This is a genomic window from Paraburkholderia sp. EG304 (genome assembly GCF_046543485.1).
Taxonomy (GTDB): Bacteria; Pseudomonadota; Gammaproteobacteria; order Burkholderiales; family Burkholderiaceae; genus Paraburkholderia; species Paraburkholderia youngii.
On record NZ_JBKGUA010000006.1, the window covers coordinates 184,196 to 207,304 of the forward strand.

Below are 23,109 nucleotides of genomic sequence, written 5' to 3' on the forward strand. Positions count from 1 at the left end.
AATCAACGCGACGCCTCCGCAATCCGCGCGGCCAGCCCCGAATCACGCTGCGTCGGCGTCGCGATCGCCTGCGCGAGCACGGCCCGCGCGCCGATCACCTCGACGCGTTCGCGTGCGCGAGTAATCGCCGTGTATACGAGCTCGCGCGACAACACCCGGCTGAACGCCGACGGCAGCACCAGCACCGCGTGCTCGAACTCCGAACCTTGCGACTTGTGGACCGTCAGCGCGAACGCGGTGTCGTGCGGCGGCAGCGCGGCCGGCGACACCGCGCGCACGCCGCCGTCGCCGGTGCGGAAGTACACGCGCAGCGCGCCGCCCGCGCCCGGCAGCGCAATGCCGATGTCGCCATTGAACAGCCCCAGCGCGTAGTCGTTGCGCGTCACCATCACCGGCCGTCCCGCAAACCATTGCGCGCCGACCGCGAGTGTGACGCCCGCGGCGCGGCGCACCTGGGCCGCCATCGCCGCATTGACCTGATCGACGCCACGAGGTCCGAGCCGCGTCGCACAGAGGATGCGGAAGCGGTTGAGCGCGTCGAACAGCGGCAATGGATCGGGCGTATCGCTGGCGAGCGCCGCGGCAAGTGCGTCGGCGTAAGGCCCGAAGCCGGCGGCAAGTCGCGTGACGGTGCGCTCGGCGAGCGTCGTGTGCGCGTCCTCGTGCAGCGCCGCGGTGCAGTCCTCGGTCGGGTCGGTCCGCAATACGTCGAGCGCCGCGCTCGCCGAACCGTTGCGAATCGCAACCGACAAACGGCCGATCGGCGACTCGAGGCCGAACCGGTAGTTGCGCTCTAGCCAGACGACGCAGTCCGCGAGCGGATTGCGTTCGTTCGCCATTTGCATATCGCGACCGGACTGCTCGTCAGTCGCCGCTGTCGCGACATCGGCGAACAGATCGCCCGATGCGTCCGGCGCGAACGTGCGCCGCGCCTCGGGCGGCACAAAAAAATCATCCAACGGCGCTGCATCGTCCTGACGCGACGCACGCGGCAAAGCCCGCGCAAGCCGCGCCTCGTCGATATCGAGCGCCTGCGCGACCCGTCGCAATCCGCTTGCGCTCAACGCCGGCCGCGCGCTGAGTTCGGCGAACACCGCGCCGGCTTCGACCGCGGCGAGCTGGTCCTTGTCACCGAGCATCACGAGCCGCGTTTGCGGTCCGATCGCGTCGAGCAGATGCGTGGCCATCGCGACGTCGATCATCGACGCCTCGTCGATCACGACCACGTCATACGGCAACGGATTATCGCGATGATGCCGGAAGCGTCCGCCCGGTCCCGAGCCCAGCAATCGATGCAGCGTGTACGACGTCTGCGGCAAACGCTCGGCGAGCTCCGGCGGCAGGTCGCCCGCGCGTGCGAGCAACGCTTCCTGCATCCGTTGCGCCGCCTTGCCGGTCGGCGCCGCGAGCGCAATACGCAAATCGGCGCGCGCATCGAGCAGACACGCGAGCACCCCGACCACGGTCGTGGTCTTGCCGGTGCCCGGACCGCCGCTGACGATCGTCAGCCGCCCCGACAGCGCCATCACGGCCGCGACGCGCTGCCAGTCGATTTCGTCGTCTTTCGGGGGGCCGAAGTAGCGCAGCAGGCGTTCGCGCAAAGCGGCGGGCGTGGAGCCGGCGTCGACATTCGCAGTGCTCGCGTCGCCCGTCGCCTGTGCGACCAGCGCGTGGGCCAGGCGCCGCTCGTAGTCGTAGTAGCGCGCGAGATAGAGACGCCCCTGCGCGTCGATCACGAGCGGCCGCAATGCCGCCGCACTCGCTGCGTCCGCGGCGCCATCGCTTGCCATGCCGCTCGCGAGCAGCGCCGCGCGCACTTCGGCGCTCGATGCGTCGAAGCGGCGCGCGAGCGCCGCGAGCGGCACGCACACGTGCCCTTCGGCGGTCGCGCGGCTCGCCGCGAACGCGCCGCGCGCGGCCCATTTCACCACCTCGGTCGATGCACCACCGCGCCGCGCCAGCATGCCGATCCGACGCGCGAACCCTTCGGCCAGCGCGATGCTGAAATCGGCGGGCGCGGGCAGGTTGACGCCGATGTCTTCCAGACCGAGCGGCGCGGCCGCGTGCTCGTCAAGCGTGCCGAACGTGCTCATGCGCCACCTCCGATCATCGCCGCGTCGAGCAGCGCCACCAGTTCGAACGGCGCGCGCCGCCTGTGCACGCCGGCGGCGCCGTCGACATCGCGCCAGTCCGGCCGCACGCCGCGCACGAACAGATACAGATAGCCGCCGATATGCGTGTCGTACGCGTAATCGCGCACGCGCGTCTTCAGATAGCGATGCAACGCGACCGTATAAAGCAGCGCCTGCAGGTGATACGCATGACTCGCCATCGCCGCTTCGAGCGGCGCGGCCGCGTAATCGGCCGCGCTGTCGCCGAGATGGTTCGATTTCCAGTCGACGATCCAGAAGCGGCCGTCGTGCTCGACGATCATGTCGATAAATCCTTTGATGTACCCACGCAGCACGCCGGGCTCCAGCGCGACGTCGGGATAGCCGTATTCGATCAGCAGCTCGCGCAGCGCCGGAAAATCGAGCGACGGCGCCGCGAACAGAAACTCGAGTTCGTTCAGGCGCCGACGCGGGTCGAGCTGCGCGAGCGTCATGCCGGGCACGAGTTCGGTCGAGACGACGTCGGCGATCAGCCGATGCATCATCGCGGGCAAACGCGCGGCGAGCTCGGGCGCGGCCGGCGCCGGACGCTCGCGCAGCGCGCCGCGGATCGCGTCGGGCCAGCTGCGCGCGTCGCTGAAATCGGCGAGCTCGAACATCCGATGCAGGCAATCGCCAGCCGCCGCACCGCGCGGGAACGCGAGGATGTCGTCGTCGGCATGCGCCGGGGCGTTGGGCGCGGCAACCGGCGCGAGCAACGGCGCGGACTGTAGCGCATCGGCGATCTCATCGTGGTCGGGCCGCACGTCTTCCTGCGGCGCGTGCGCGTTGGCATCCCCGTTCCTCGCGCCGGCCGCGATCAGGCCGCTGAAACTCGCCATGCGCCACTGATCCCGCAACGGCCGCCGATTCGCGCGCGCGTGCAGATGCGCGCCCTGATCCTGCAGACTTTCGAGCGGCACGCGGCGCGTCACTTCGGGCAGCGCCCGCAAGGTGACCGGTCCGCCCGCCAGCGCATGCCAGCTCGCCGCGAGCGCGGCTTCGTTGGGCGGCTCGGCGAGCCATGCGTCGAAAGTGTGGCCGCTGCCGCCGACGAGCCAGTTCAGCACGCTGCGGCGCGACTCTTTGGTCGAGCGCGACGACAGATAGGTGCCCGCGACCAGGTAGCAGCGATACACCGCGCGCGTGAGCGCCACATAGACGAGCCGCGCGCGTTCCGCCGCCTGCTCGCGCACCGCATATCGCGACGCGCGCTCGGCTTCCTGTTCGTCGCAACCGTAGTGCAGCACCGCGTCGCCGCTGTCGTCGTGGTACTCGCGCGCATCGGGCAAGCCCGACGACGGCGGCTCGCGCAAGCCGCCATCGTTCAGGAACGGACAGAACACGACCGCGTATTCGAGTCCCTTCGATTTATGGACCGTAACGATCTGCACGAGATTGCGATCCGACTCGAGCCGCAGTTGCGCCTCTTCCCCGCCGCCCTGCTGGCGCTGCGCGGCGAGCCAGCGCAAGGTCGGCGCGATGCCGGGCTGGGTGGCCGCGCGCGCCTGCACGAGCTCGGCGAGATGGTTCACGTTGGTCAGCCGGCGCTCGCCGTCGACACCCGCGACGAGCCGCTGAGCAACCCGCAGCTCGCGCATCAGCGTGCGCCACATCACGGCGAAGCCGCGTTCGTGCCACAGCATCCGGTAGCGCGAAAAACGCTCGACCCAGCCCATTGCGTCGGCGGGATCGAGTGCTGGCGCGGGTTCGTCAAAGGCCTCGGCCGCGGGTGCATCGGCGACCTGCGTAAGACGCCACAGCGCGGCGGCGTCGAGCCCAAGCCAGTCGGTCGCGAGCGCGGCGCGCAGACGCCGCAAATCGCCGGGCGTGTCGATGGCGGCCAGCACGCGCTCGATCTGCTCGGCATCCAGCGTCGCGAACACCGACGCCTGCGCAAGCTCCACGCTGCCGACGCCCCACGACGCGAGCACGCGTTTGACGAGGCTACCCTGCTTGTGCGTCTGCACGAGCACGGCGATATCGCCGGGCGCGAGCGGCTTGTCGCCGATCGTCACGACGCCTTCACGCGCCCCTCGCAGCAGCCGCACGATCTCGGCCGCGCACGCTTCGCTCGCCGCGCGCTGCGCGTCGCGTTTGCTCAGCGCGCTCTCGCCTCGCGGCAACGTCCAGATGCGGAAATCGCCGCCGCCCGCGTCGGGATCGGCGAACGGTGCACGCCGCCGCTCGCCCGCACGCACCGGCTGATAGTCGAGCCCGTCGAGCACGAAAGCTCGAGGGTTCGCTTCGAAGATCCGATTGCACGCGTCGACGATCGGTGCGGTCGAGCGCTGGTTGACCGCGAGCGTGTAGCATGCGGACGCCGACTCGCGCGCCGCGAGATACGTATGCAGATCCGCCGCACGGAAACTGTAGATCGCCTGCTTCGGATCGCCGACGAGGAACAGCGGCCCGGCCGGCGCGAAGATGCGGCTGAAGATCGCGAATTGCAGCGGATCGGTGTCTTGGAACTCGTCGATCAGCGCGGCCGGATAGCGGCTGCGCAACGCATCGGCGAGCCACGGATGCGCGGCCAGCGCGCGATACAGATTCGCGAGCAGATCGTCGAACGATACGACGCGGCGCGTGCGCTTGCGCGTCACCAGCTCGGCCGGCGCGAAGTCGAGCCAGGTCTGCACGAGCCCGAGCCAGCGCGCGCGCTGCGCGGCCTCGGCGGCGACCGCGGCCGCGGCCAGCGCGTCGGCATGCTCGAAGAAAGGATGCGCGGGCGGCTCGAAGCTGGCCTTGGTCGCCTTCTTCAACGCCGACGCCGTCAGCTTCAACGCCGCGCGCGGCGGCGGCGCATGGCAGTCGCCCCGCGCGAAGTAGTCGGTCCACGCGGCGATCGCGGCGCTGACGTGATCGGGCTTGTGCGTGGTCTTGCTCAGGCGCTCCTGGGCCTCGGCGAGCAGCGAGACGATCGTGTCGCGCTCGGCCTGCCAGATCGCGCACGCGACATCGAAGCCGGCCTGCGGATCGGCGCTAGCGCCGTGCGCGTCGACGCTGCCCCAGCGCAATTGCGCGAGCGGCTTTTTCAGGCGTCGCGCCAACTGCTCGTCGAGCGACGCCGGACCGGCGCGCCTCGCCACCAGCCACGCAGCGAACGCCGGATGCGCATGCGCGACCGGCTCGACCTGCTCGCGCCAGAAGTCGGCGGCGAGTTCGAAGCGCAGCGCCGCGTCGTCGGCTTCCATCTCGAATGCGAACGGCATCGCGGCGGCGAACGGCGCTTCCTGCAACGCGCGCTGACAGAACGCGTGGATCGTGTGGATCGCGGCCTGATCGAAGGTGCGCAGCGCGCGGCGCACGACCTTCAACGCCGCCTCGCGGTCGATACCGTTCTCCGGCGCGAGCGTCGTTTCGAACAGCCGGCGGATGAACGGATCGTCGCCGTCGTCGTCCATCTCGATCGCGCGATGCAGTTCCGCGAGACGGCCGCGAATGCGCTCGTGCAACTCCGCGGTCGCGGCCTTCGTGAACGTGACGACGAGAATCTGATCCGCATTCAGGTTCTTTTCGAGCAGCAGCCTCACATACAGCGCGCAGATGTTCCACGTCTTGCCGGTGCCCGCCGACGCTTCGATCTGGTTCACGCCGTCGAGCGGACACGCGAACACGTCGAGTTCGTCGGCGACGAGGTTTTGATGGCGCAGCGCTTCGCTCATGAGGCGCTCCGCACATGCTGGATCAGTGGCTTGAAGACGATCGCGGCGAGGCTGCCGAACGGCTGCGCGAGCGTGAGCGGCGTGCCGCGCAGCGCGATGCGCAACGCGGGGTCGTCGGACTCGCCGCGCACGCGGTCGTTGATCCATACGCCCTGTGCCGCCGATTCGCTTTCGCTGACTCTCGCCCATGCGCTCTTAGGGAAGAAGCGCAGCGGCAGCCGACGGCCGGCATTGAAGAGCGCCGCCAACGGCGCGAGTTCGTCGAGCGGCGCCGCGACGGGCGCGAGCTCGAAGCTCTCGCCGCTGCCGTGCCACACGGTGCGGCGCGGACCGTCCGGCTGCGCCGCGCAATAGACCAGATGCGCGAGCCACGCGGATAGATAATCGCGCGCGCTGGCTTTGGCATAACGAAAGATCACTTGTCCCGTTCCGGTCAGCAGGTTCAACGTGCCGCGCAATTGCAGCGGCATTTCGGCGGCCTCGCGCAGCAGCGCGTCGTAGTCGCCGAACAGGGAATCGGCGCTATCGGTGCGATCGCCGCCCTGCGGCCAGCGCGGCCTGATCTCGAGCACGAACGGCAAGCGCTCGACACCGGCGGCGACTTCGCGCCGCACGCTTTGCGCCAACTGCCGCAGCGCGGAAAGTTCGCGAGCGCGCCACACCGCGCCGGTCGCGCCGCCCGGCAACTCGGGGCTCGCCTCGGCGACGCGCTGCACGCGGCTATACACCACGTCGTCTGCGGTGTCAGCGTCGAGCAGCACCGGCAGCAGGCGCTCGGCGAGCGCGTCGCGGCCCGCATAGTCGAGATCGAACGGCTCCGTATCGAGCAGTTCGCCTTGCGCGTCCGACAACGCGATGCCGAGCCGGTCGCGCAACAACGCGCGCGCCGGATGACGCCAGAAGCGCACGAAATCGTCGAACTGCACCTCGCGCAAATCTTCCGGCGGCAGCTGTTGATCGAAGAACGGCGCGGCATCCGCATGCTGCGGTTCGGCGAGCAGCGTGGCCAGCTCGGCGCGATCGGCGTCGTAGGTGAACAGGTCCGCCTTCGCCGCAAAATAGTCCGACGCGAACGCCTGCAGCGGATGCTCGACGATGAACTCGCGCCGGGCGCGGTCGACGTCGGCCGGACTCGCGTCCTCGCCCGCCGACACCTGCGCGAGATGATCGAGCAATTCGTCGACGAGCGCGGCCGGCGGCAGCGGCGCGTTATCGCGAATGCTGCGGCCCGTGTACGCGATGAAGAGCCGCTCGCGCGCGGCGAGCAGCAGATCGAGGAACAGATTGCGCTCGTCGTCGCGGCGCTGACGGTCGCCGGCCTTGCCGAACGCGGCCATCAGATCGAACTCGTCGGCACGCGCGAGCGACGGCAGCACGCCGTCGTCCATGCCGAGCAGGCAGATCACCCGGAACGGCAAACCGCGCAAGCTCGTCAGCGAAGAAAACGTCACGCTGCCCCACGGCACGCCGCCGCGCGCGGGGTCGTCGAGCGCTTCGGTGAGCGCGGTGCGCACCACCGACGCCGGCAGCAACACGTCGTGCGCGCCGGCCTGCATCGCGGCAGTCATCGCATCGAGCGCGTCGCGCACGGCCGCGAGCGAATCGGCGAACTCGACGCCGCCGTCGAAGCACTGCCCGAGCGTTTCGAGCAGCAGCTGCGACCAGTCGGCGGGCGTGCGCTCGATCGCACAGCTCGTCGCGAAGCTGTCGATATCGTCGACGAAGCGCGACAGACGGCCGAGCAATTCGGCATCCGAACCGCCCGCGCCTTCGACCGGCAGCCATGCATCGACCGGCTCGCCGCCGGCCGGCATCGCATAGCCGAGGTACAGGCGCGTGAGCGCATCGGCGAACGTATGACGCGCGACCGGCACGTGCTCGCCGACCGGTTCGAGCGGCGCGAGCCCGCGCCGCGCGCCGGCGGCCGCGAGCCATTCCTGCGCGGCTTCGAGCGAATTCGCATCGATGCCGTAACGCACCGCGACCGCGTCGACGCGCAGCCATTCGATCAGATCCGGCGCACCCACACTGCGCTCGGGCAGCGCGAGCCAGTCGAGCAACAGACGCGCGACCGGATTGGCCTGCGACGGCGGCAAGCCGGTGATCCGGTACGGAATGCGGCGGGTGTCGCCGGCGGGCGTGGTGCCGAACACCGCATCGATCAGCGGACCGGCCGCCGCCAGATCGGACACCGCGACCAGCACGTCGGACGGCTGCAAATCGTCGAACTCGTCGAACCAGCCAAGCAGGCGATCGTGCAGCACTTCGAGCTGCCGGGACAGGCTATGGCAAACGTGGACCTCGATACCGCGCTCGACAGGCAACTCGTCGGCATCGGCTTCCTTGCGCAGATCGAGGATGCCGTTCTGCACGGCGGCAAGCCAGCTCGGTTCGGGGTTCTCGGTGAAGTCGCCGGTCTCGGCCGATGCCGCGCTTTCGGTCAGCTCGTGCAGCATATGCAGCTGCGCCTGAGTCTGCCGTCCCCATTCGGCGAGCAGCGGATGACCGACTTCCTGATAGTCGAGCTGCCCCGCCGCGTCGAGCGCCTGCACGCGCCCTTCGCTGACCACGTCGAACCAGAACTCGCGGCATGGGTTCATCACATAGAGACGCACGTCGATCCAGCGCGACAGCGCGCGCAGCAACGCAATGTGAAGCGGCGGCATGGTCGGCAGCGCGAACACGCTGACCGCCTCGGGCCATTGCGCGTTCGAGATCGCCTCGAGATCGAGTCCGGCGATTTCATCGAGGAACCGATACGCGGGCGGCAACGCGGCCGCGGATGTTTGCGCATGGCCGCCGGCTTGCGCGAGTTCGGCGAGCACCGCGCGCCACAGCGCCGCCTGCCAGCGCTCGTCTTCGCGCGCCGCATCGCTCGCGCCGGTCAGACGCGGACCGGTGTCGTCTGCCGCGCCATTCGCGAAGATCGAGCCGCCCTTCTGCCACTGCAGCAGCCATTCGGGGCGATAGGTCAGATAGTGATCGAGCACGGTCGCGACGCGCCGCGCGAGTTCGTAGCGCATCGACGCGTCGGCCGCATCGAGATAGGTGCGCAAACGCGGCGACGCATTCCACGGCAGCGCTTCGTCGGTGTCGTCGAGCAGCCGGTAGCAGCGCCACACGAGCCGGTCCGGCGCGAACGGCGAATGCTTCGGCACCTCGATCACGCCGCCGATCTGCGCCCACAACCATTGCGCGAGATAACCAAAGTTCACGTTCGCGCAGATGCCCTGGCGCGCGGCGATATCGAGTTCGAGCCGCCGGCGCACGGCCGCGCTCGGCACGATCACGGGACGCGCGGTCCATGGGTCGGACGGCGCCTGCGCGAGGTCGTCGAGCAGCGCGCCCACCAGCGTTTCGTAGCGGTTCGAGTAGAAGAGCTGAAGCATGGATTCCAGATCACATTTGGCACGCCGACGGCCCGCGAGTGATGCTCGCGAACCGCGGCGGACATTGAAGCGACAGCATAACAAACCGATCCCCACGGCATAACCTGGCCGAATGGACGAGGTCAGATCGCGCGCAAAATCAGTTAGACTCGACGGCAGTTTCGCGCTGTCTTTCCAACTGCGGTTTTCTCGGTGAATGGATTCAGTTAGTCGATGCGCTATTCGGTCGAAATAAGAAAATTCCTCTATAGCCAGTACTTTTATGGCGGCCTGCGCATCGCGGTCGGCGTGTCGTTACCGGCCATCCTGTGCCTGCTCGTGTTTGACAATCGTGAACTCGGCTTCACGATTGCGACCGGCGCGCTCGGCGCCTGCGTCGTCGACATGCCGGGCCCGCTCAAGTACAAGCACAACGAGATGCTGGCCTGCTCGGTGATCGGCTTTCTGTCCGCGCTCGCCACCGGCCTCGCCACCGTCAATCCGATCGCGCTGTGGTGCACGGTCGTGCCGCTCACGTTCGTGCTGTCGCTGATCGTCGTGTACGGCAACCGCTGGCCGCAGATCAGCTTCGCGACGCTGTTCATGATGATCCTGACGCTGGAGGAGCATTTCACGCCACAGCAGGCGCTCGTCAACGCGTCGTGGATCCTGCTCGGCGGCCTCTGGTACACATACTGGTCGACCTTCGTGAGCCAATGGATGGTGCATCGGATCGAGCAGCAGGCGCTCGCCGAAAGCGTGTTCGCGTGCGCGGACTATCTGCTCGCGCGCGCCGCGTTCTACGATCTCGACAACGATCTCGACGAGTGCTATCGCAACCTCGTCGACAAGCAGATCTCCGCGGTCGATCGCCAGGAGGCCGCGCGCGACATCGTGCTGCGCAATCTGCCCAGGCTCAAACGCGGCAAGCTCGAACCACGCCGCGCGATGCTGTACAACCTGTTCATCAATACCGTCGATCTGCACGAGCTGTTCGTCGGCGCGCAAACCGATTACACGCTCGTGCGCAGCACGTTCGGCGGCTCCGACCTGCTGGTGTTCTATCGCGATCTGATCCGCAAGGCGGCCGAAGATCTCGAGGAGATCGGCCTCGCGGTGCTGCAGAATCAGGCGCCGCGCAAGCGCGTGAACGTGAAGGCCGAGTTGCGCGCGATCGAGTATGAAATCGAGCTGATGCGCAAGCAGGAACTGCCGACGCAGAACCCGGAGGCGTATTCGGCGGTGTCGTCGAATTTCCGCCGCATCTGGAGCGCCACGCGGCTGATCGACAAGATGCGCCGCAGCCTCACCACCGAGCCGAGCCCGACCGAAACCGAACTGCGCATCGACCAGGCGCTGAGCCGCTTCGTGACGAGCCGGCGCGTGCCGTTCGGGCAGATCTTCTCGAATCTGACGATGGCCTCGCCGAGCTTTCGCCATGCGTTGCGCGTGACGATCGCGGTCGCCGTGGGCTTCTGGCTCGGCCGCCTGCTGCCGCTGACCAACGCGTACTGGATCGTGATGACCACCGTCATCATTCTGAAGCCCGGCTACTCGCTGACCAAGCAGCGCAACGGGCAGCGGATCATCGGCACGCTGATCGGCTGCGCGGCGAGCATCGCGCTGATCATCTTCGTGAAGGAGCCGCACATCCTGATGGTCGTGATGTTCGCGTCGATGGTGATGAGCTACAGCCTGCTGCTGTTCAACTACACGGCGAGCGTCGTGTTCACGTCGTCGTATGTGCTGCTGCTGTTCCATCTGCTTGCGCCGGGCAGCCTGCGCATCATCGGCGAGCGCGCGATCGACACCGTGGTCGGCTGCGCGATCGCGATTGCGGCGAGCCACCTGTTCCCGTACTGGGAGTACCGCTTGATGGGCAAGCTCGTCAACAACATGATCAGCGCGACGCGGCAGTATCTCGAAGCGAGCTGGTGGTGGAGCGGCAAGCCGGCCGCTGCGGTGGTCGCGGCCGTGACCGAAGCGGGCGCGCGTGCGCCGGCGGCCGCGATGGCGGACCCGGCGCTCGGCTTTGGCGGGCCGGCGCTCGCTGTCGCTGGAGCCGAAGCCGACGTGGAGAGTGGCGCCGGTGCGCGCCGCGCGGAGCGCGCAAGCCGTGCACAGCCGCTCGGCGACGCTGGTGCCGAGGCAAACGCTGGCGACGCCGCCCATGGCACCACCACGATCCGCAATCCGACCGCGCGCCCGGCAAGCGGCGCATCGGCTGCCGCCGCCGCGGCTGCGACCGCGCTCGACCGCGATTACCGCTATCGGCTCGCGCGCAAGAACGTTCACGTTGCGTTCGCGAATCTCGGTCAGGCATTCCAGCGCATGATGCTCGAACCGAAGTCCGCGCAGAAGTTCGTGCCGGAGTTGAACGGTCTGCTGGTGCGCAGCCACGTGCTCGCGTCGCAGATCACGGCCGCCGCGCCGCTGCTGCGCACCTCCGCGCAACAGCAGCAACAGGTCGAGGATGTCTCGCTACAGCCGCTGCAGCGCGCATTGAGCCTCGTGCGCGACAACCTGAGCGCCGCCGAAGCCGGCACCGCGTTGCCCGCAGAGCAGAGCGAGCAGATCAAATTGATGAGTCGCGAGCTCGATGCGATGGTCGTCAAAACGGAGAAATCGCCGGACTATTCCGCCGATGCGGTGCACGACACGAAACTGCTTGCGCATCAATGCAAGCAGATGCTCGCGGCGTCCGCGCAGATTCGCAAGGACGCGAGCATCATCCGGTTGCCGGAAGAGTGAGCTGCGACGCGCGCGGGCGTTATTGCGCGGCGCCGCTCGCCGGTCTCAGCGCGTTGACCGCCGCTGCTGCCTCCGAGGCCACCGGCGGCACCTGCGTGGGCTGGCTCTCGAACTCGTGCTTTTGACGGATCGCGTTGTAGATCAGCGTTGCGGTCACGAGCAGAATCGCCACCACGATAAAGACGGCGATGCCAAAGGTCGGGTTCTTCTTGCGCGGCGGTCTGGTCATGAAGCGGGCTCGGTTCGCGTAGCAGTCGCGGATGGGTCGGAGAAGGCGGCATTCTACGCCCAGTGAGCTTGCACGCGGCTTGCAGCCGATGGGGTCGGCATGGATGCGCCGGAGCGCATTTGCTATCGAAATAGCAAGCGGCGCTCCTGGCGCTCACGGATGCTCCACGAGCATCAGGTTACCGCCGACGAACGCACCGGCAACGCCGTCGAATACTTGATCTGCTCCATCGCGAAGCTCGAACTCACGTCGTACAGCGGCACGGCCGTGATCAACTGCTTGTAGATCCGGTCGTAGTCATCGATATCGGAGACCACCACGCGCAGCAGATAGTCCGTCTCGCCGCTCATGCGGTAGACCTCGACCACTTCGGGGATATCGCGCACCGCCTGCGCGAACGCGGCGGCCCATGTGTCCGTGTGCTGGTTCGTGCGCACCGCAACGAACACCGTGGTTCCGACACCCAGCTTGCGCGCGTCGCACAGCGCCACCTGCGCGCGAATCACGCCCGCGTCCTTCAGGCGCTGCAGCCGCTTCCAGCATGGCGTCTGTGACAGGTTCACGCGCTGCGCGAGTTCGGCGATCGGCATCGTCGCGTCCGCCTGCAGCAATTCGAGCAGCTTCCGATCGATGATATCCATACCCATACCCCCACCCCTCATAGGAAATTATTCTACTTTTCTGACGGCGGAGGGAATTATATGGAAACTCTTTCTCCGGGCAAACCGGTATAAATATCGATACCGAAAATTGCCGACCAGCGGCGTTCGCGCTGCATCACCATCATGAGCGACGACCTTCGCGCCACCGCTTTCAAGCACCTTCCCGACTACCTGAAGTCGCTGCCGGACCCGGCCCGCCTCGAAGCGGCCGCGTTACCTATGCACACGCTGCGCGATATCAAGCGCACACCGCTCGAGCGCCTGTGCGACACGCTCGACGCGATGTTCGAAGCCTGCGCGAAATTTCCGGAACCGTCGCATTCGACGTTCTTCGCGCGCACCATGCGGCTCGCGCTCGCCGAGGCGGCCGCCGACCCGGCGCTGCTCGCACCGGTGCAACGCGAAGGTTCCGCCGACACTTATCGGCGCCATCTGCTCGTCGCCGATCCGCAAGGCCGCTATGCGATCGCCGCGCTGGTCTGGCAGCCCGGCCAGGCGAGCCCCGTGCATGCACATCACACGTGGTGCGGTTACACGGTGGTCGAGGGCCAGCTGAGCGAAACGGTCTTCGAATGGAACGACGCGCAGCAATGCGCGAGCGCGCTGCGCGCCCGGACGCGCAACCGCGGCGCGGTGTCGTACGTGCGCGGCGGCCGCGCAGCGATTCATCGGCTCGGCAACAGCAGTGACGCGCCGGCGGTGTCGCTGCATATCTATGGTGTCGAAGGCGCGCGGATCGGGACGCACGTGAACGACATCGTGCGCACGGCCGATGCCGCGGAGATGGTGTGACGACGGTGCACGTCACGACGGGACGTGACGTGACCTGACGTGACCTGACGTGTGACGGAATGTGACGTAACCCGTTCGCGCGACTACGCAGTCATGCGAGCACACAAGCACGCGACCGTCTTCGCGCGTTGCCCAACAAACCCCCGCCTCAACTCTTTCCTCCGACATCGCCCGCCGTCGGAATCTGCGGCGGAATCGGCGCGGTCTGTCCGGTCGGCGGCGGTGCCGGACGCGGATCGTGCGACACGTCACGCGCGGGCGCAAGCGGCACATGTGTCGATGCGCGCGCCGACGGGCCCACGGCGCCCACTTCATACTCCGCTTCGCGCGGATACTCGTGCGCCGCTTCGCGGGTTCGTTCGCGCGCGGGTTCATGGGCCCTTTGATGCGCTTTGCCGTGCGCGCCGTCGCGCGCGCGCTGGTGCGCGTCGGCACCGGCATCCACAGGCGCGACGAACCCGGTCATCTCGTCGTCGCGCAACGGCTCGCCCTCGCTATCCTTCGACGACGTGTACACCCGCATCTGCGCGACCGGAATCTCGATGCCCGCCTCGTCCATCTTGCGCTTGAGCCGCAAATTGAACGCCCGCGCGACGCTCCATTGCTGCAGCGGCCGCGTCTTGATCTGCCCTTTGACGACCATCCAGTTCGGATCGAAGCGGTCGAGACCCCACACCTCGATCGGCCCGAGCATCTCGCGCCGGTAGCGGAAGTCGGCCATCAGCTCCGCGCCGACTTCGCGGATCAGCTGCGTGATCTCGTCGACATCGGTCGAGAACGACATGCGCACCTCGAACACCGCGTACGCGAAATCGCGCGACAGGTTCTTCACGATCTTGATCTGCGAGAACGGAATCGCGTGAATCGCGCCCTGCCCGTCGCGCAGCCGCACGGTGCGGATCGACAGATGCTCGACCGTGCCCGCATGGCCGCCATCGACGTCGATCCAGTCGCCGACCGAGATCGTGTCCTCGATGATGATGAAAAGCCCGGTGATCAGGTCGGTCACCAGCGACTGCGCGCCGAAGCCGATCGCCAGACCGATCACGCCCGCGCCGGCGAGCAGCGGCGTCACGTTGATGCCGAGGTTCGCCGCGGTGACGATGCCGCCGATCGTCATGATCGACACGAGCAACACGTTGCGCACCAGCGGCAGCATCGTGCGGGCGCGCGTGCTCGGGCTGCGCGCCTTGTTGCGCGGGCTGCCCGGATTGAGCGTTTCGGTGATCGCGGTGTCGACCAGAATCCACAGCAGCCACGCGATGAACACGGTGGCGACGATCGCCGTCATCGCATGCGCGATGCCGCGCGCCGCCACGTTCCTCTCGATCACCTCGGCCAGCGACACGTCCCACAGCCGCGCCGCCAATTCGAAGAAAAACAGCCAGATGAACAAGGTCAGCAAGGTGCCGCAAAAGCGCAGCAGCCGCGTCAGATACGGCGAGCGGCGCCGCGCGCGGGCGCTGCGCGGGCGCGTCATGCGCAGCACGATCGCCGACAGGAAAAACGCCAGCACCAGCAGCAGCGCGGTGACGATCGAAATCTGCAGCACGTTTTCGCTGGAGCCGGAGCCGCCCAGCGTCGCGACCACCGACGCGGCCGCCAGCACCAGCACCGGCACGTGCCACATCGCGGCAAGCACCTCGAACGCATCGGTCGCGGCCCGGTGGTCGCTGCGCTGTTCGTACGGCCGGTTGCGGATCAGGTGCGCGATCGGCCGGCGAAACGCGAGCGCGAAATAGCCGGTCAGCACGGCAGCCGTCATGTTGGCCGCGGTCGAAATCAGCGCAGCCAGGTTGGTGCCGATCTGATGCTCGACGTCGTAGTTGACGGCTGCGTCGCCGAGCGCGCCGCACACGCCGATCACGAACAGCACGCGGCGCGCGTGATCGATCAGCAATCGCACCGCGACGCGCCGGTGGCCCGAGCCGAACAGCGAAAACATGATCAGGCAGATCGCGGAAAACACCGCGCCCGCGACGATCGCATACGCGACCACCATGCCGAGCGTGCGGCCGAGCGCATCGGGCATCGCGCGCATGAACAGCAGCGCCGCGATGAACGCGATGATCCACGGACCGACGCGGCGCAACGCGAAGATCAGCAACTCGCGCGTGGTGGGATTGGGCCGCAGCACCAGTTCGATGCCGAAGCGTCTGTGCACCCGATGCTGCAGATAGATCAGCGCGCCGGCACAGGCACCCCAGCCGGCCAGCATCCCCAGCATCGCCAGCAGGATCGTGCCGACACCCTCCCGTCCCTGGCCGGAGACGATCGTGTACAGCTCGTTGCCGGCCGCGGTCACGCGCCCGCTCCAGTAGCGCACCGGCGTGCGGCCCTGGTGCACGTCGGATTCGAACGACGCGATACCCGATGCGATCGCGCCGAGCAGGCCCGGGCTCGGTTGCACGGCCGCCGGCGCGGGCGGGCCGACGGTGTGAGCGGCGCTTTCCGATACGTCGCGCAATTTTTTCAGCTGGGCGACGAGCGCGCTGCGCTGGCGGTCGTTGTCGAGCGTGGCGATCACACTGTCGAGCGAGCGCGCGAGCTCCGCCTGGCTCGCGGGCGACGGGGCCGACGCCGACGCCGCCTCGGGCGCCGACGCACCCGAGGCCTCGGACGCGGGCGTCGCGTTCACCGTCGCGCTGTTGATCAGGCTCTGTAGTGCCGGGATCACCGGCGTGCCGCCGCCGACCGCGGGGCCGGCGGCCTGCGCGATGCGCGGCAGCGCGCCGAGGCACAGAATCAGCGTGGCGCACAGCAGCGCGGTAAACCAACCCAGCAGCGCATATGCGCTCGCGCGCGGACGGACGTCGCCGCTGGCAGTGTCGCGAGCGGTGTGATCGGAGGAGAGATGAGTGGCGGTGAGAATCGCCGGCTGCTGCCCGCCGCCAGACGGCGCAGCCTCGGACTCACGCCGCGACGGGCATGACTGCATGGCAATCCGTGAGAAAACGGCAGACGCCAGTGTAGCCGCAGTTACGCCCGGCGCGCCCGAACATGCGTAACCGAATGTTAGTACGCTTGCGCGGCGGGCGGATTCGATGCGCCGGTCGTCAGTACGCGACCGTCGCGATCTGGCGGACGAAGCGGCCCTGCTCCAGTTCGTCGACGAACGCGATCGCGTAGTCTTCGGCCGAAATGCGGCTGTTGCCGTCCGCGTCCGCGATCAGCGTGTTCGCGCCCGTGCGGAACTTGCCGGTGCGCTCGCCCGGCGCGATCAGCGCGGCCGGCGCGAAGAACGTCCAGTCGAGATCGGTCACGCCGCGGTAGTAGTCGAACGCGTCGCGGTGCGCGAGCGCGATGCCCTTGTACGCGGGCGGAAAACTGTCGGTATCGACCAGCTGCTTGCCCGGCGCGACTTCGAGCGAGCCCGCGCCGCCTACCACGACGACGCGTTTCAGCCCCGCCGCGCGCACCCCTTCGACCAGCGCGCGCGTGGCCTGCGTCAGCGTGGCGAGATCGCCTTGCGGCGGCGCATACGCGCTTGCCACGACGTCCTGACCGCGCACCGCCGCGCCGACGCTCGCGGGGTCGAGCAGATCGGCCTGCGCCGCATGCAGATTCGCGACGCCGGCCGGCACGCGCGCCGGATCGCGCACCAGCGCCGTCACCTGATGCCCCCGACGCGCGGCTTCCGCGGCAATCCGCGATCCGATCGTGCCGGTCGCGCCAAACAAGGCGATCTTCAATTGCTTGCTCATATCAGCGTACTCCTCAGGTTGTTGTATATGTAACTGTCACAGTTACATATAGCGAGAAAAAAAGCGGGGCTCTCACCCCGTTCATTGCTTAGGCACCGTCAAGTCCGGCGCTTGCGCTCGCGATGCTTCTCCGAGCGGACCACGTCGGCGGTCGCATCGGCGAGCGTGCGTGCGGCGAGCGCCGCTTCCATCGCCTGCTGCGCTTCGTCGATGATTCCGCTCAGCACGCTCTGGATATTGCGCCCCACCATGCACTCGGGATTCGGCTCCTCGCGATGCAACGCGAACAACTGCGCGTCCTCGACGGCGCGATAGACGTCGAGCAGCGTGATCTGTTCCGGCTGCCGCGCGAGCAACGCGCCGCCACCGGCGCCCATCTGCGACGTGGTGAGGCCGGCCTCCGAGAGCATGGCCAGCAGCCGGCGGATCAGCGCGGGATTCGTGTTCACGCTGCCCGCAATTATCTCCGACGACAACGGCACGCCGCCCTGTAACGACAGCAGTGCGAGCACATGCACGGCAAAGGCAAACCGGCTACTCGTGTTCACAGCAGATCCGTCCCGCAACGACAATGTGTAACCATCGTAATTACATATACCTCTAAAGTCAAACGGCGAAAGCCGGATCGAACCGAGCGCGGGTCATTTGTCCATCTGCTTCTGCGCGTCGGCAGACTCGGTCGATGCGCTCGCCGAAGCCGACGAGGTCGCATTCTGCGCCGACCACGCCTGCAGCTTGCGCCCCGCCGTTTCGAGGCCTTGGCCCGTGATCGACGCGGCCCTGCCGAGCTGAGCGTTGGCCGCGCTCGCCGCGTTCTGCAGGTTGGCCTGCGCGCTCGACGCGAGCGCGGCCGGGTCGATCCTGATCGACGGCGCAGAGGCCGAGTCGAGGTTCTGCTGTGCGGCGTCCTTGGTCGCCGCGACCTGTTGGCCGACGTAGCTCGCTGCCTGATCGAGCTTCTGACCGGCAAGCTGCGCGGCGTCGTTGAGCTTGCCCGCGACCTGGCCGGCCGACGCATCGTTTTTCTGGCACGCGGCCAGCGCGCCGAACACGAAGATGACGACCGCCGCGCGGCGCAATAAGGATGAGGAAACAGATGAAATCATGATCAGAAAGAAGCCGCGCCGAGCGGCTCGCAGATGCTAAGACGTGCTCATGATACCGCCGTTGCGCCGCGCGGCCGCTTCGAGTCACCGCGGCGAGGCAGACCGTGGTTCCGCCTGCCAATCCTGCCGGAGCCGTCGATTCGCAAATATAAGTTGATTATGTCTCCAGCGAAGTACGGCTAGTTTGTGTCAATCGCTGAGCCTACGATGGCATCACTTCATCACTCACACGTAGGAGACACATCATGGCAAACATTCAACAGGGCGGTTTCAAGCGGATATGGTTCATCACCGGCGCGTCGCGAGGCATCGGCGCATTGATTGCCGAAGCCGCGCTTGCAGACGGCAACGCGGTGGTGGCCGCCGGACGCAAAGTCGCGGCGATCACCGAGCGGCTTGGCGAGTCGGCTGCGTTGCTGCCGGTGGAGCTGGACGTGACCAACGAAGCGCAGGCAAAGGCGGCGGTACAGGCCGCAGTCGAAAAATTCGGCCGCATCGACGTGCTGGTCAACAACGCCGGGTTCGGTCTGCTCGGCGCGGTGGAAGAATCCGCCGACAAGGACGTGCGTCGCATGTACGACACCAACGTCTTCGGCTTGCTCAACGTCACCCGCGCCGTATTGCCGGCGATGCGCGCGAACCGCTCGGGCCACGTGATCAATATTTCGTCGATCGGCGGCTATCGTGCCGCGGCGGGCTTTGGCGTCTATTCGTCGACGAAGTTTGCCGTCGAAGGCATCACCGAAGCGCTGCATGCCGAGTTGAAACCGCTCGGCATTCACGCGACAGTCGTCGAGCCGGGGTATTTCCGCACGGACTTTCTCGATGCTTCGTCGCTGGTCGTTGCGCCGGATGTGATCGACGATTACGACGAAACCTCGGGTGCGGTTCGCCGCAAGGCCATGCAACTGAATCACAACCAGCCCGGCGACCCGACCAGGCTTGCCGCCGCGATGATCGCGCTGGTCGACGCGGCGTCCCCGCCGTTGCGCCTGCCGCTCGGGACGGACACGCTGGCCGCGATCGCCGCGAAAAACGCTTATGTAACGCAGGAAACGGAAGCCTGGAAGGACCTGTCGTCATCCACCGACTTCGCTGCGTAGGCGAAGAAAAGCAGCGGTTCGGTATTCGCCGAGCCGCTGCTCGCCTGAATCGCGGTTGCGCGAATATCAACGGGCCAGTCAATTCGCCGGCGTCAGAATCGGCGCACCGGCATCCTTCAGCAGAAAAACCAGGAATTTAGCCGGCCTGGTCTTGCTGGCATTGCGCCCGACCGTGTGCACGTCGTTCGGATCTTCGTAAAAGGTCTGGCCCGGCTTCAGCGTGACGGTCTTGCCGCCGCGCACGCCCATCACGATCGAGCCTTCCAGCACGTAGATGAAGCCGTGCGCATCATGCCGATGCACCGGGTCCGCACTGCCGGGCGGATACTCGACCGAGAGCACCGTGACTTCCTTGCCCGGATAGTCTGCCAGCGCCTTGGTCGTCAGCGGCGAAACTTGCGCCTGCGGCGGCTCGTGCGCGTGTGCGGCGCCCGCTGCCAGCAGCAGCGATGCGATCACCCATCTGGAAATATGCATGACGGTGCTCCTATGCTGATCGATCAGGCCAGACCGGACTTGTCCACGCCAAAAGCCTTGTCGTAGATGCCCGGCGGGATGCGGAAGCCGATGTTGACCCGATTCCACGCGTTGATCGACATCACCTGGAAGGTCAGGTCGGACAACTCCTTCTCCGAGAACTGGGTCCGCACGCGATCGTAGATTTCATCGCTCACACCGAGCGGCGAAATATGGGTCAGCGCCTCGGTCCAGGCGAGCGCGGCACGCTCGCGCGGCGTGAACAGGTTGGACTCGCGCCACACGGCCACGTGATGAAGGCGCAACGGACGCTCGTCATGGATCGTCGCTTCCTTCACGTGCATGTCGACGCAGAACGAGCAGCCGTTGAGCTGCGACGCGCGGATGTCGACGAGATGGCGGATGGTTTCCTCGATGGCCGACTTCTTGAGCACGAGGCTGAACTCGACGAACTTCTTGAACAGTTCCGGGGATTGCTGCTGGTAGTCGATGCGCTGGGTCATGGCATGTCCTTTGGGCGGTTGAAGAAAGGAAAAATCGTTGCGGGAATGCGGTTCAGTCTTTCGCGACGGAGCGGCTGAGCCAAGTGTGGAAGCGTGTCGGGCCGACGCGATGACCGCTGCCGGCGACCAACGTGCGGTCGTCCAGTCCGCTGCCGAAATAGCGGGCGTGGATATCGGCGATCACCGTGCGTGGATCCTTGTGCGCGGCGAGGAACTTGCGGGCGAGCTCGTCGAGTGGGAAGCGGTCCGGACCGGCGACTTCAGTCGTGTCGTTCAGCGGCACCCCCGCTGCGAGATCGGCGAGGACTGCGGAGACGTCGTCGGCGGCGACCGGCTGGATCAGAGCGGGCGAAAGACGCACCTCGCCTCGCTGGGAGCTGGCCTCGATGATGCCGCCGACGAATTCGAAGAACTGCGTCGCACGCAGCAGCGTGTACGGAACGGTCGACGCCTGGATCAGCGTCTCCTGCGCGGCCTTGGCGCGAAAATACCCGCTTTGCTGCAGGCGTTCCGTGCCTACGACCGACAGAGCGAGATGGTGCTCGACGCCCGCCGCGTGTTCGGCGGCCAACAGGTTGCGGCCCGCCGTCTGGAAGAAAGTCATCACGGCCTCGTCCTCGAAGGACGGTGCGTTGGCGACATCGACGACGACCTGCGCGCCTTCGAGCGCTTTCGCCAAGCCCTCGCCGGTCATCAAGTCCACTCCGGTCGACGGGGATGCGGCCACCACGTCGTGACCATCGCGGCGAAGCCGCCGCACCACGTTCGAGCCGATCAGTCCGCTGCCACCCATGACGACCACTTTCATGTTCCACTCCTCCGGTTCGGTTGACGAAGCGCTTGCTGGTTGATCCGATGGGTGCAGTATCATTTCCAGCCGCCGGCGCCGCTTTGCCTGCGCCTTGTATTTCCGTCCAAAATTCCTTGATCCGCTTCATCAGCGCGCCGGGTAGCGCGTAGCTGGCGGCTTTCTCGCTCTGGAGTCCCCAATGCAATGGGTTTTCGCTGACTGCACGCTGGACCTGGAGCGTCGCGACTTGCGCCGCGCTTCACAAGCGGTTGCGACGACACCGAAAGTGTTCGATCTGCTGGTTTATCTGGCGAGCCACCGCAACCGGGTCGTGGGCCGTGATGAGTTGATCAATGCGGTGTGGGACGGACGCGTGATTTCCGAATCCACCATGGCCAGCCACGTCAACGCCGCACGCAGCGCGGTCGGCGATGACGGTCAGCAGCAGCGCGTGATCAAAACCGTGGCGCGCAAGGGATTCCGGTTTGTCGCCGACGTCACCGAACATCCGGCATCTGATCAGGCCAGCGAGAAGACAGCGACGGCGACCGAAACGTCATCGCCGGATGCGGCGCAGGCCAGCAAGCCTTCCATCGCCATCCTGCCGTTCGTCAATCTCAGCGGCGACCCGGAGCAGGACTATCTGGCCGACGGCGTGATCGAGGACGTCATCACCGCGCTGTCGCGATACCGCTGGTTGTTCGTCGTCGCGCGCAATTCGAGCTTCACTTACAAGCATCGCAACGTGGACGTGAAGCAGATCGGCCGTGAGCTCGGCGTGCGCTACGTGCTCGAAGGCAGTTGGCGGCAGGCACAGGGGCGCGTTCGCATCACCGGCCAGCTCGTCGACGCGGGCACCGGCGCGACCCATTGGGCTGGCCGCTTCGAGGGCGTGCTCGACAATATTTTCGAGTTCCAGGACCAGATCGCCGACAGCGTGGTCGGTGCGATTGCGCCGCAGGTCGAACAGGCGGAGATCGCTCGCGCGCGGTTCAAACCAACCGAAAGTCTGCGTGCCTACGACTACTACCTGCGCGGCATGGCGCAGCTTCATCAAGGCAGCCGCGAAGCGATCGATGAAGCGTTGCCGTTATTTCAGCGCGCGTTTGCGTGCGACCCTGAGCTTGCATCGGCGTATGCGATGGCGGCCTGGTGTCACTGCTGGCGCAAGATCAATGGCTGGATGCACGATCGCCCAACGGAAATGGCCGAAGGCGCCCGGTGGGCGCGTCGTGCCGTGGAGTTGGGCAAGTACGACGCCGTAGCTCTCGCGCGCAGCGGTCATGCGCTATCGCATCTGGCCGGCAACCTGCCCGAAGGTATCGCCTTGCTGGATCGGGCGCTCGAGTTGAATCCCAATCTTGCCGCCGGGTGGTTTCTCAGCGCATTTCTCCGCTTATGGCATGGCGAGACTGAACAGGCGATCGGGCAATTTGCCCATGCGATGCAGTTGAGCCCGCTGGATCCAGAACGCTACCGAATGCAGTTCGGCTTGTCGGCCGCGCATTTGTTCATGGGCAACTTCGTCGAAGCCGCTGCGTGGGCCGAGAAAGCCATCCGGGATTTGCCGGGTTTCGGCATGGCCTACGCAACGCTCGCCGCGAGCCAGGCCTGGCTCGGGAAACCAGCGGAAGCTCGACAAGCCGCGGTTCGCTTACGCGAACTGATTCCCGACTTGCGCCTCGGCAACTTGACCGACTGGATGCCGATCCAGCGCGACGAAAACCTTGCCGTCTTCACTGAAGGCTTGGCAAAGGCGGGATTCGATTCTGAACCCCGCGAGGATTGATGCATCCCGCAAAGGGCGTC

The 23,109-nt window shown here is 66.9% G+C and carries 16 protein-coding genes; 4 read left to right on the forward strand and 12 right to left on the reverse strand.

Translation table 11 applies throughout. The features are described from left to right. Window positions 1-2: 2 nt before the first annotated feature. From ACLFKU_RS10010 to recC, 3 genes are read right to left on the reverse strand one after another with little or no spacing between them, the layout of a single operon-like run. Window positions 3-2,093 (reverse strand): AAA family ATPase, encoded by a 2,091-nt coding sequence (locus tag ACLFKU_RS10010; RefSeq protein WP_410848959.1) that lies wholly within the window; start codon window positions 2,091-2,093, stop codon window positions 3-5. Continuing rightward, complete coding sequence (gene recB / locus ACLFKU_RS10015) at window positions 2,090-5,815, reverse strand: exodeoxyribonuclease V subunit beta (RefSeq protein WP_410848960.1); 3,726 nt, start codon at window positions 5,813-5,815, stop codon at window positions 2,090-2,092. Before recB ends, ACLFKU_RS10010 begins: the two co-directional genes overlap by 4 nt. Next, window positions 5,812-9,204 (reverse strand): exodeoxyribonuclease V subunit gamma, encoded by a 3,393-nt coding sequence (gene recC, locus ACLFKU_RS10020; protein ID WP_410848961.1) that lies wholly within the window; start codon window positions 9,202-9,204, stop codon window positions 5,812-5,814. Before recC ends, recB begins: the two co-directional genes overlap by 4 nt. 213 nt (window positions 9,205-9,417) lie before the next feature. On the opposite strand from recC, the gene ACLFKU_RS10025 reads away from it, so the two are divergent. Continuing rightward, window positions 9,418-11,934: an FUSC family protein gene (locus tag ACLFKU_RS10025; protein WP_368585607.1), complete on the forward strand. Its 2,517-nt coding sequence runs from the start codon at window positions 9,418-9,420 to the stop codon at window positions 11,932-11,934. 19 nt (window positions 11,935-11,953) lie between these two features. Here the strand turns inward: ACLFKU_RS10025 and ACLFKU_RS10030 are convergent, their stop codons facing one another. Next, window positions 11,954-12,163: a hypothetical protein gene (locus ACLFKU_RS10030; RefSeq protein WP_410848962.1), complete on the reverse strand. Its 210-nt coding sequence runs from the start codon at window positions 12,161-12,163 to the stop codon at window positions 11,954-11,956. A 173-nt stretch (window positions 12,164-12,336) separates the two neighbouring features. After that, window positions 12,337-12,810 (reverse strand): Lrp/AsnC family transcriptional regulator, encoded by a 474-nt coding sequence (locus ACLFKU_RS10035; RefSeq protein ID WP_368585605.1) that lies wholly within the window; start codon window positions 12,808-12,810, stop codon window positions 12,337-12,339. Window positions 12,811-12,948: 138 nt separating this feature from the next. Here ACLFKU_RS10035 and ACLFKU_RS10040 point away from each other — a divergent pair, with 138 nt between their 5' ends. Then, the gene (locus ACLFKU_RS10040; RefSeq protein WP_410848963.1) at window positions 12,949-13,617 is read left to right on the forward strand and encodes a cysteine dioxygenase; all 669 of its coding nucleotides are present in this window, start codon (window positions 12,949-12,951) and stop codon (window positions 13,615-13,617) included. Window positions 13,618-13,765: 148 nt separating this feature from the next. Here ACLFKU_RS10040 and ACLFKU_RS10045 read toward each other — a convergent pair whose 3' ends face one another. The 4 genes from ACLFKU_RS10045 to ACLFKU_RS10060 all read right to left on the reverse strand — a co-directional run bounded on the left by ACLFKU_RS10045 (window position 13,766) and on the right by ACLFKU_RS10060 (window position 18,427). Then, on the reverse strand, window positions 13,766-16,555 hold the full coding sequence (locus tag ACLFKU_RS10045; protein WP_410848964.1) for a mechanosensitive ion channel family protein: 2,790 nt from the start codon (window positions 16,553-16,555) through the stop codon (window positions 13,766-13,768). Between the two features lie 118 nt (window positions 16,556-16,673). Then, on the reverse strand, window positions 16,674-17,321 hold the full coding sequence (locus tag ACLFKU_RS10050; RefSeq protein WP_368585602.1) for an NAD(P)-dependent oxidoreductase: 648 nt from the start codon (window positions 17,319-17,321) through the stop codon (window positions 16,674-16,676). A 98-nt stretch (window positions 17,322-17,419) separates the two neighbouring features. Then, window positions 17,420-17,869 (reverse strand): Rrf2 family transcriptional regulator, encoded by a 450-nt coding sequence (locus ACLFKU_RS10055; RefSeq protein ID WP_410848965.1) that lies wholly within the window; start codon window positions 17,867-17,869, stop codon window positions 17,420-17,422. 93 nt (window positions 17,870-17,962) lie between these two features. Next, window positions 17,963-18,427, reverse strand: coding sequence for a hypothetical protein (locus ACLFKU_RS10060; protein ID WP_410848966.1), 465 nt, complete (start codon window positions 18,425-18,427; stop codon window positions 17,963-17,965). Between the two features lie 245 nt (window positions 18,428-18,672). On the opposite strand from ACLFKU_RS10060, the gene ACLFKU_RS10065 reads away from it, so the two are divergent. Next, window positions 18,673-19,530: an oxidoreductase gene (locus ACLFKU_RS10065; RefSeq protein ID WP_410848967.1), complete on the forward strand. Its 858-nt coding sequence runs from the start codon at window positions 18,673-18,675 to the stop codon at window positions 19,528-19,530. Window positions 19,531-19,608: 78 nt separating this feature from the next. Here ACLFKU_RS10065 and ACLFKU_RS10070 read toward each other — a convergent pair whose 3' ends face one another. The 3 genes from ACLFKU_RS10070 to ACLFKU_RS10080 are packed head-to-tail and all read right to left on the reverse strand — an operon-like array spanning window position 19,609 to window position 21,318. Further along, window positions 19,609-20,007: a cupin domain-containing protein gene (locus ACLFKU_RS10070; RefSeq protein ID WP_410848968.1), complete on the reverse strand. Its 399-nt coding sequence runs from the start codon at window positions 20,005-20,007 to the stop codon at window positions 19,609-19,611. Between the two features lie 23 nt (window positions 20,008-20,030). Then, window positions 20,031-20,510: a carboxymuconolactone decarboxylase family protein gene (locus ACLFKU_RS10075; RefSeq protein WP_368585598.1), complete on the reverse strand. Its 480-nt coding sequence runs from the start codon at window positions 20,508-20,510 to the stop codon at window positions 20,031-20,033. 52 nt (window positions 20,511-20,562) lie between these two features. Next, window positions 20,563-21,318: an SDR family oxidoreductase gene (locus tag ACLFKU_RS10080; protein ID WP_410848969.1), complete on the reverse strand. Its 756-nt coding sequence runs from the start codon at window positions 21,316-21,318 to the stop codon at window positions 20,563-20,565. Window positions 21,319-21,499: 181 nt separating this feature from the next. Here ACLFKU_RS10080 and ACLFKU_RS10085 point away from each other — a divergent pair, with 181 nt between their 5' ends. Continuing rightward, window positions 21,500-23,089, forward strand: a complete 1,590-nt coding sequence (locus tag ACLFKU_RS10085) for a winged helix-turn-helix domain-containing tetratricopeptide repeat protein (RefSeq protein WP_410848970.1) — start codon at window positions 21,500-21,502, stop codon at window positions 23,087-23,089. Window positions 23,090-23,109 lie beyond the last annotated feature (20 nt).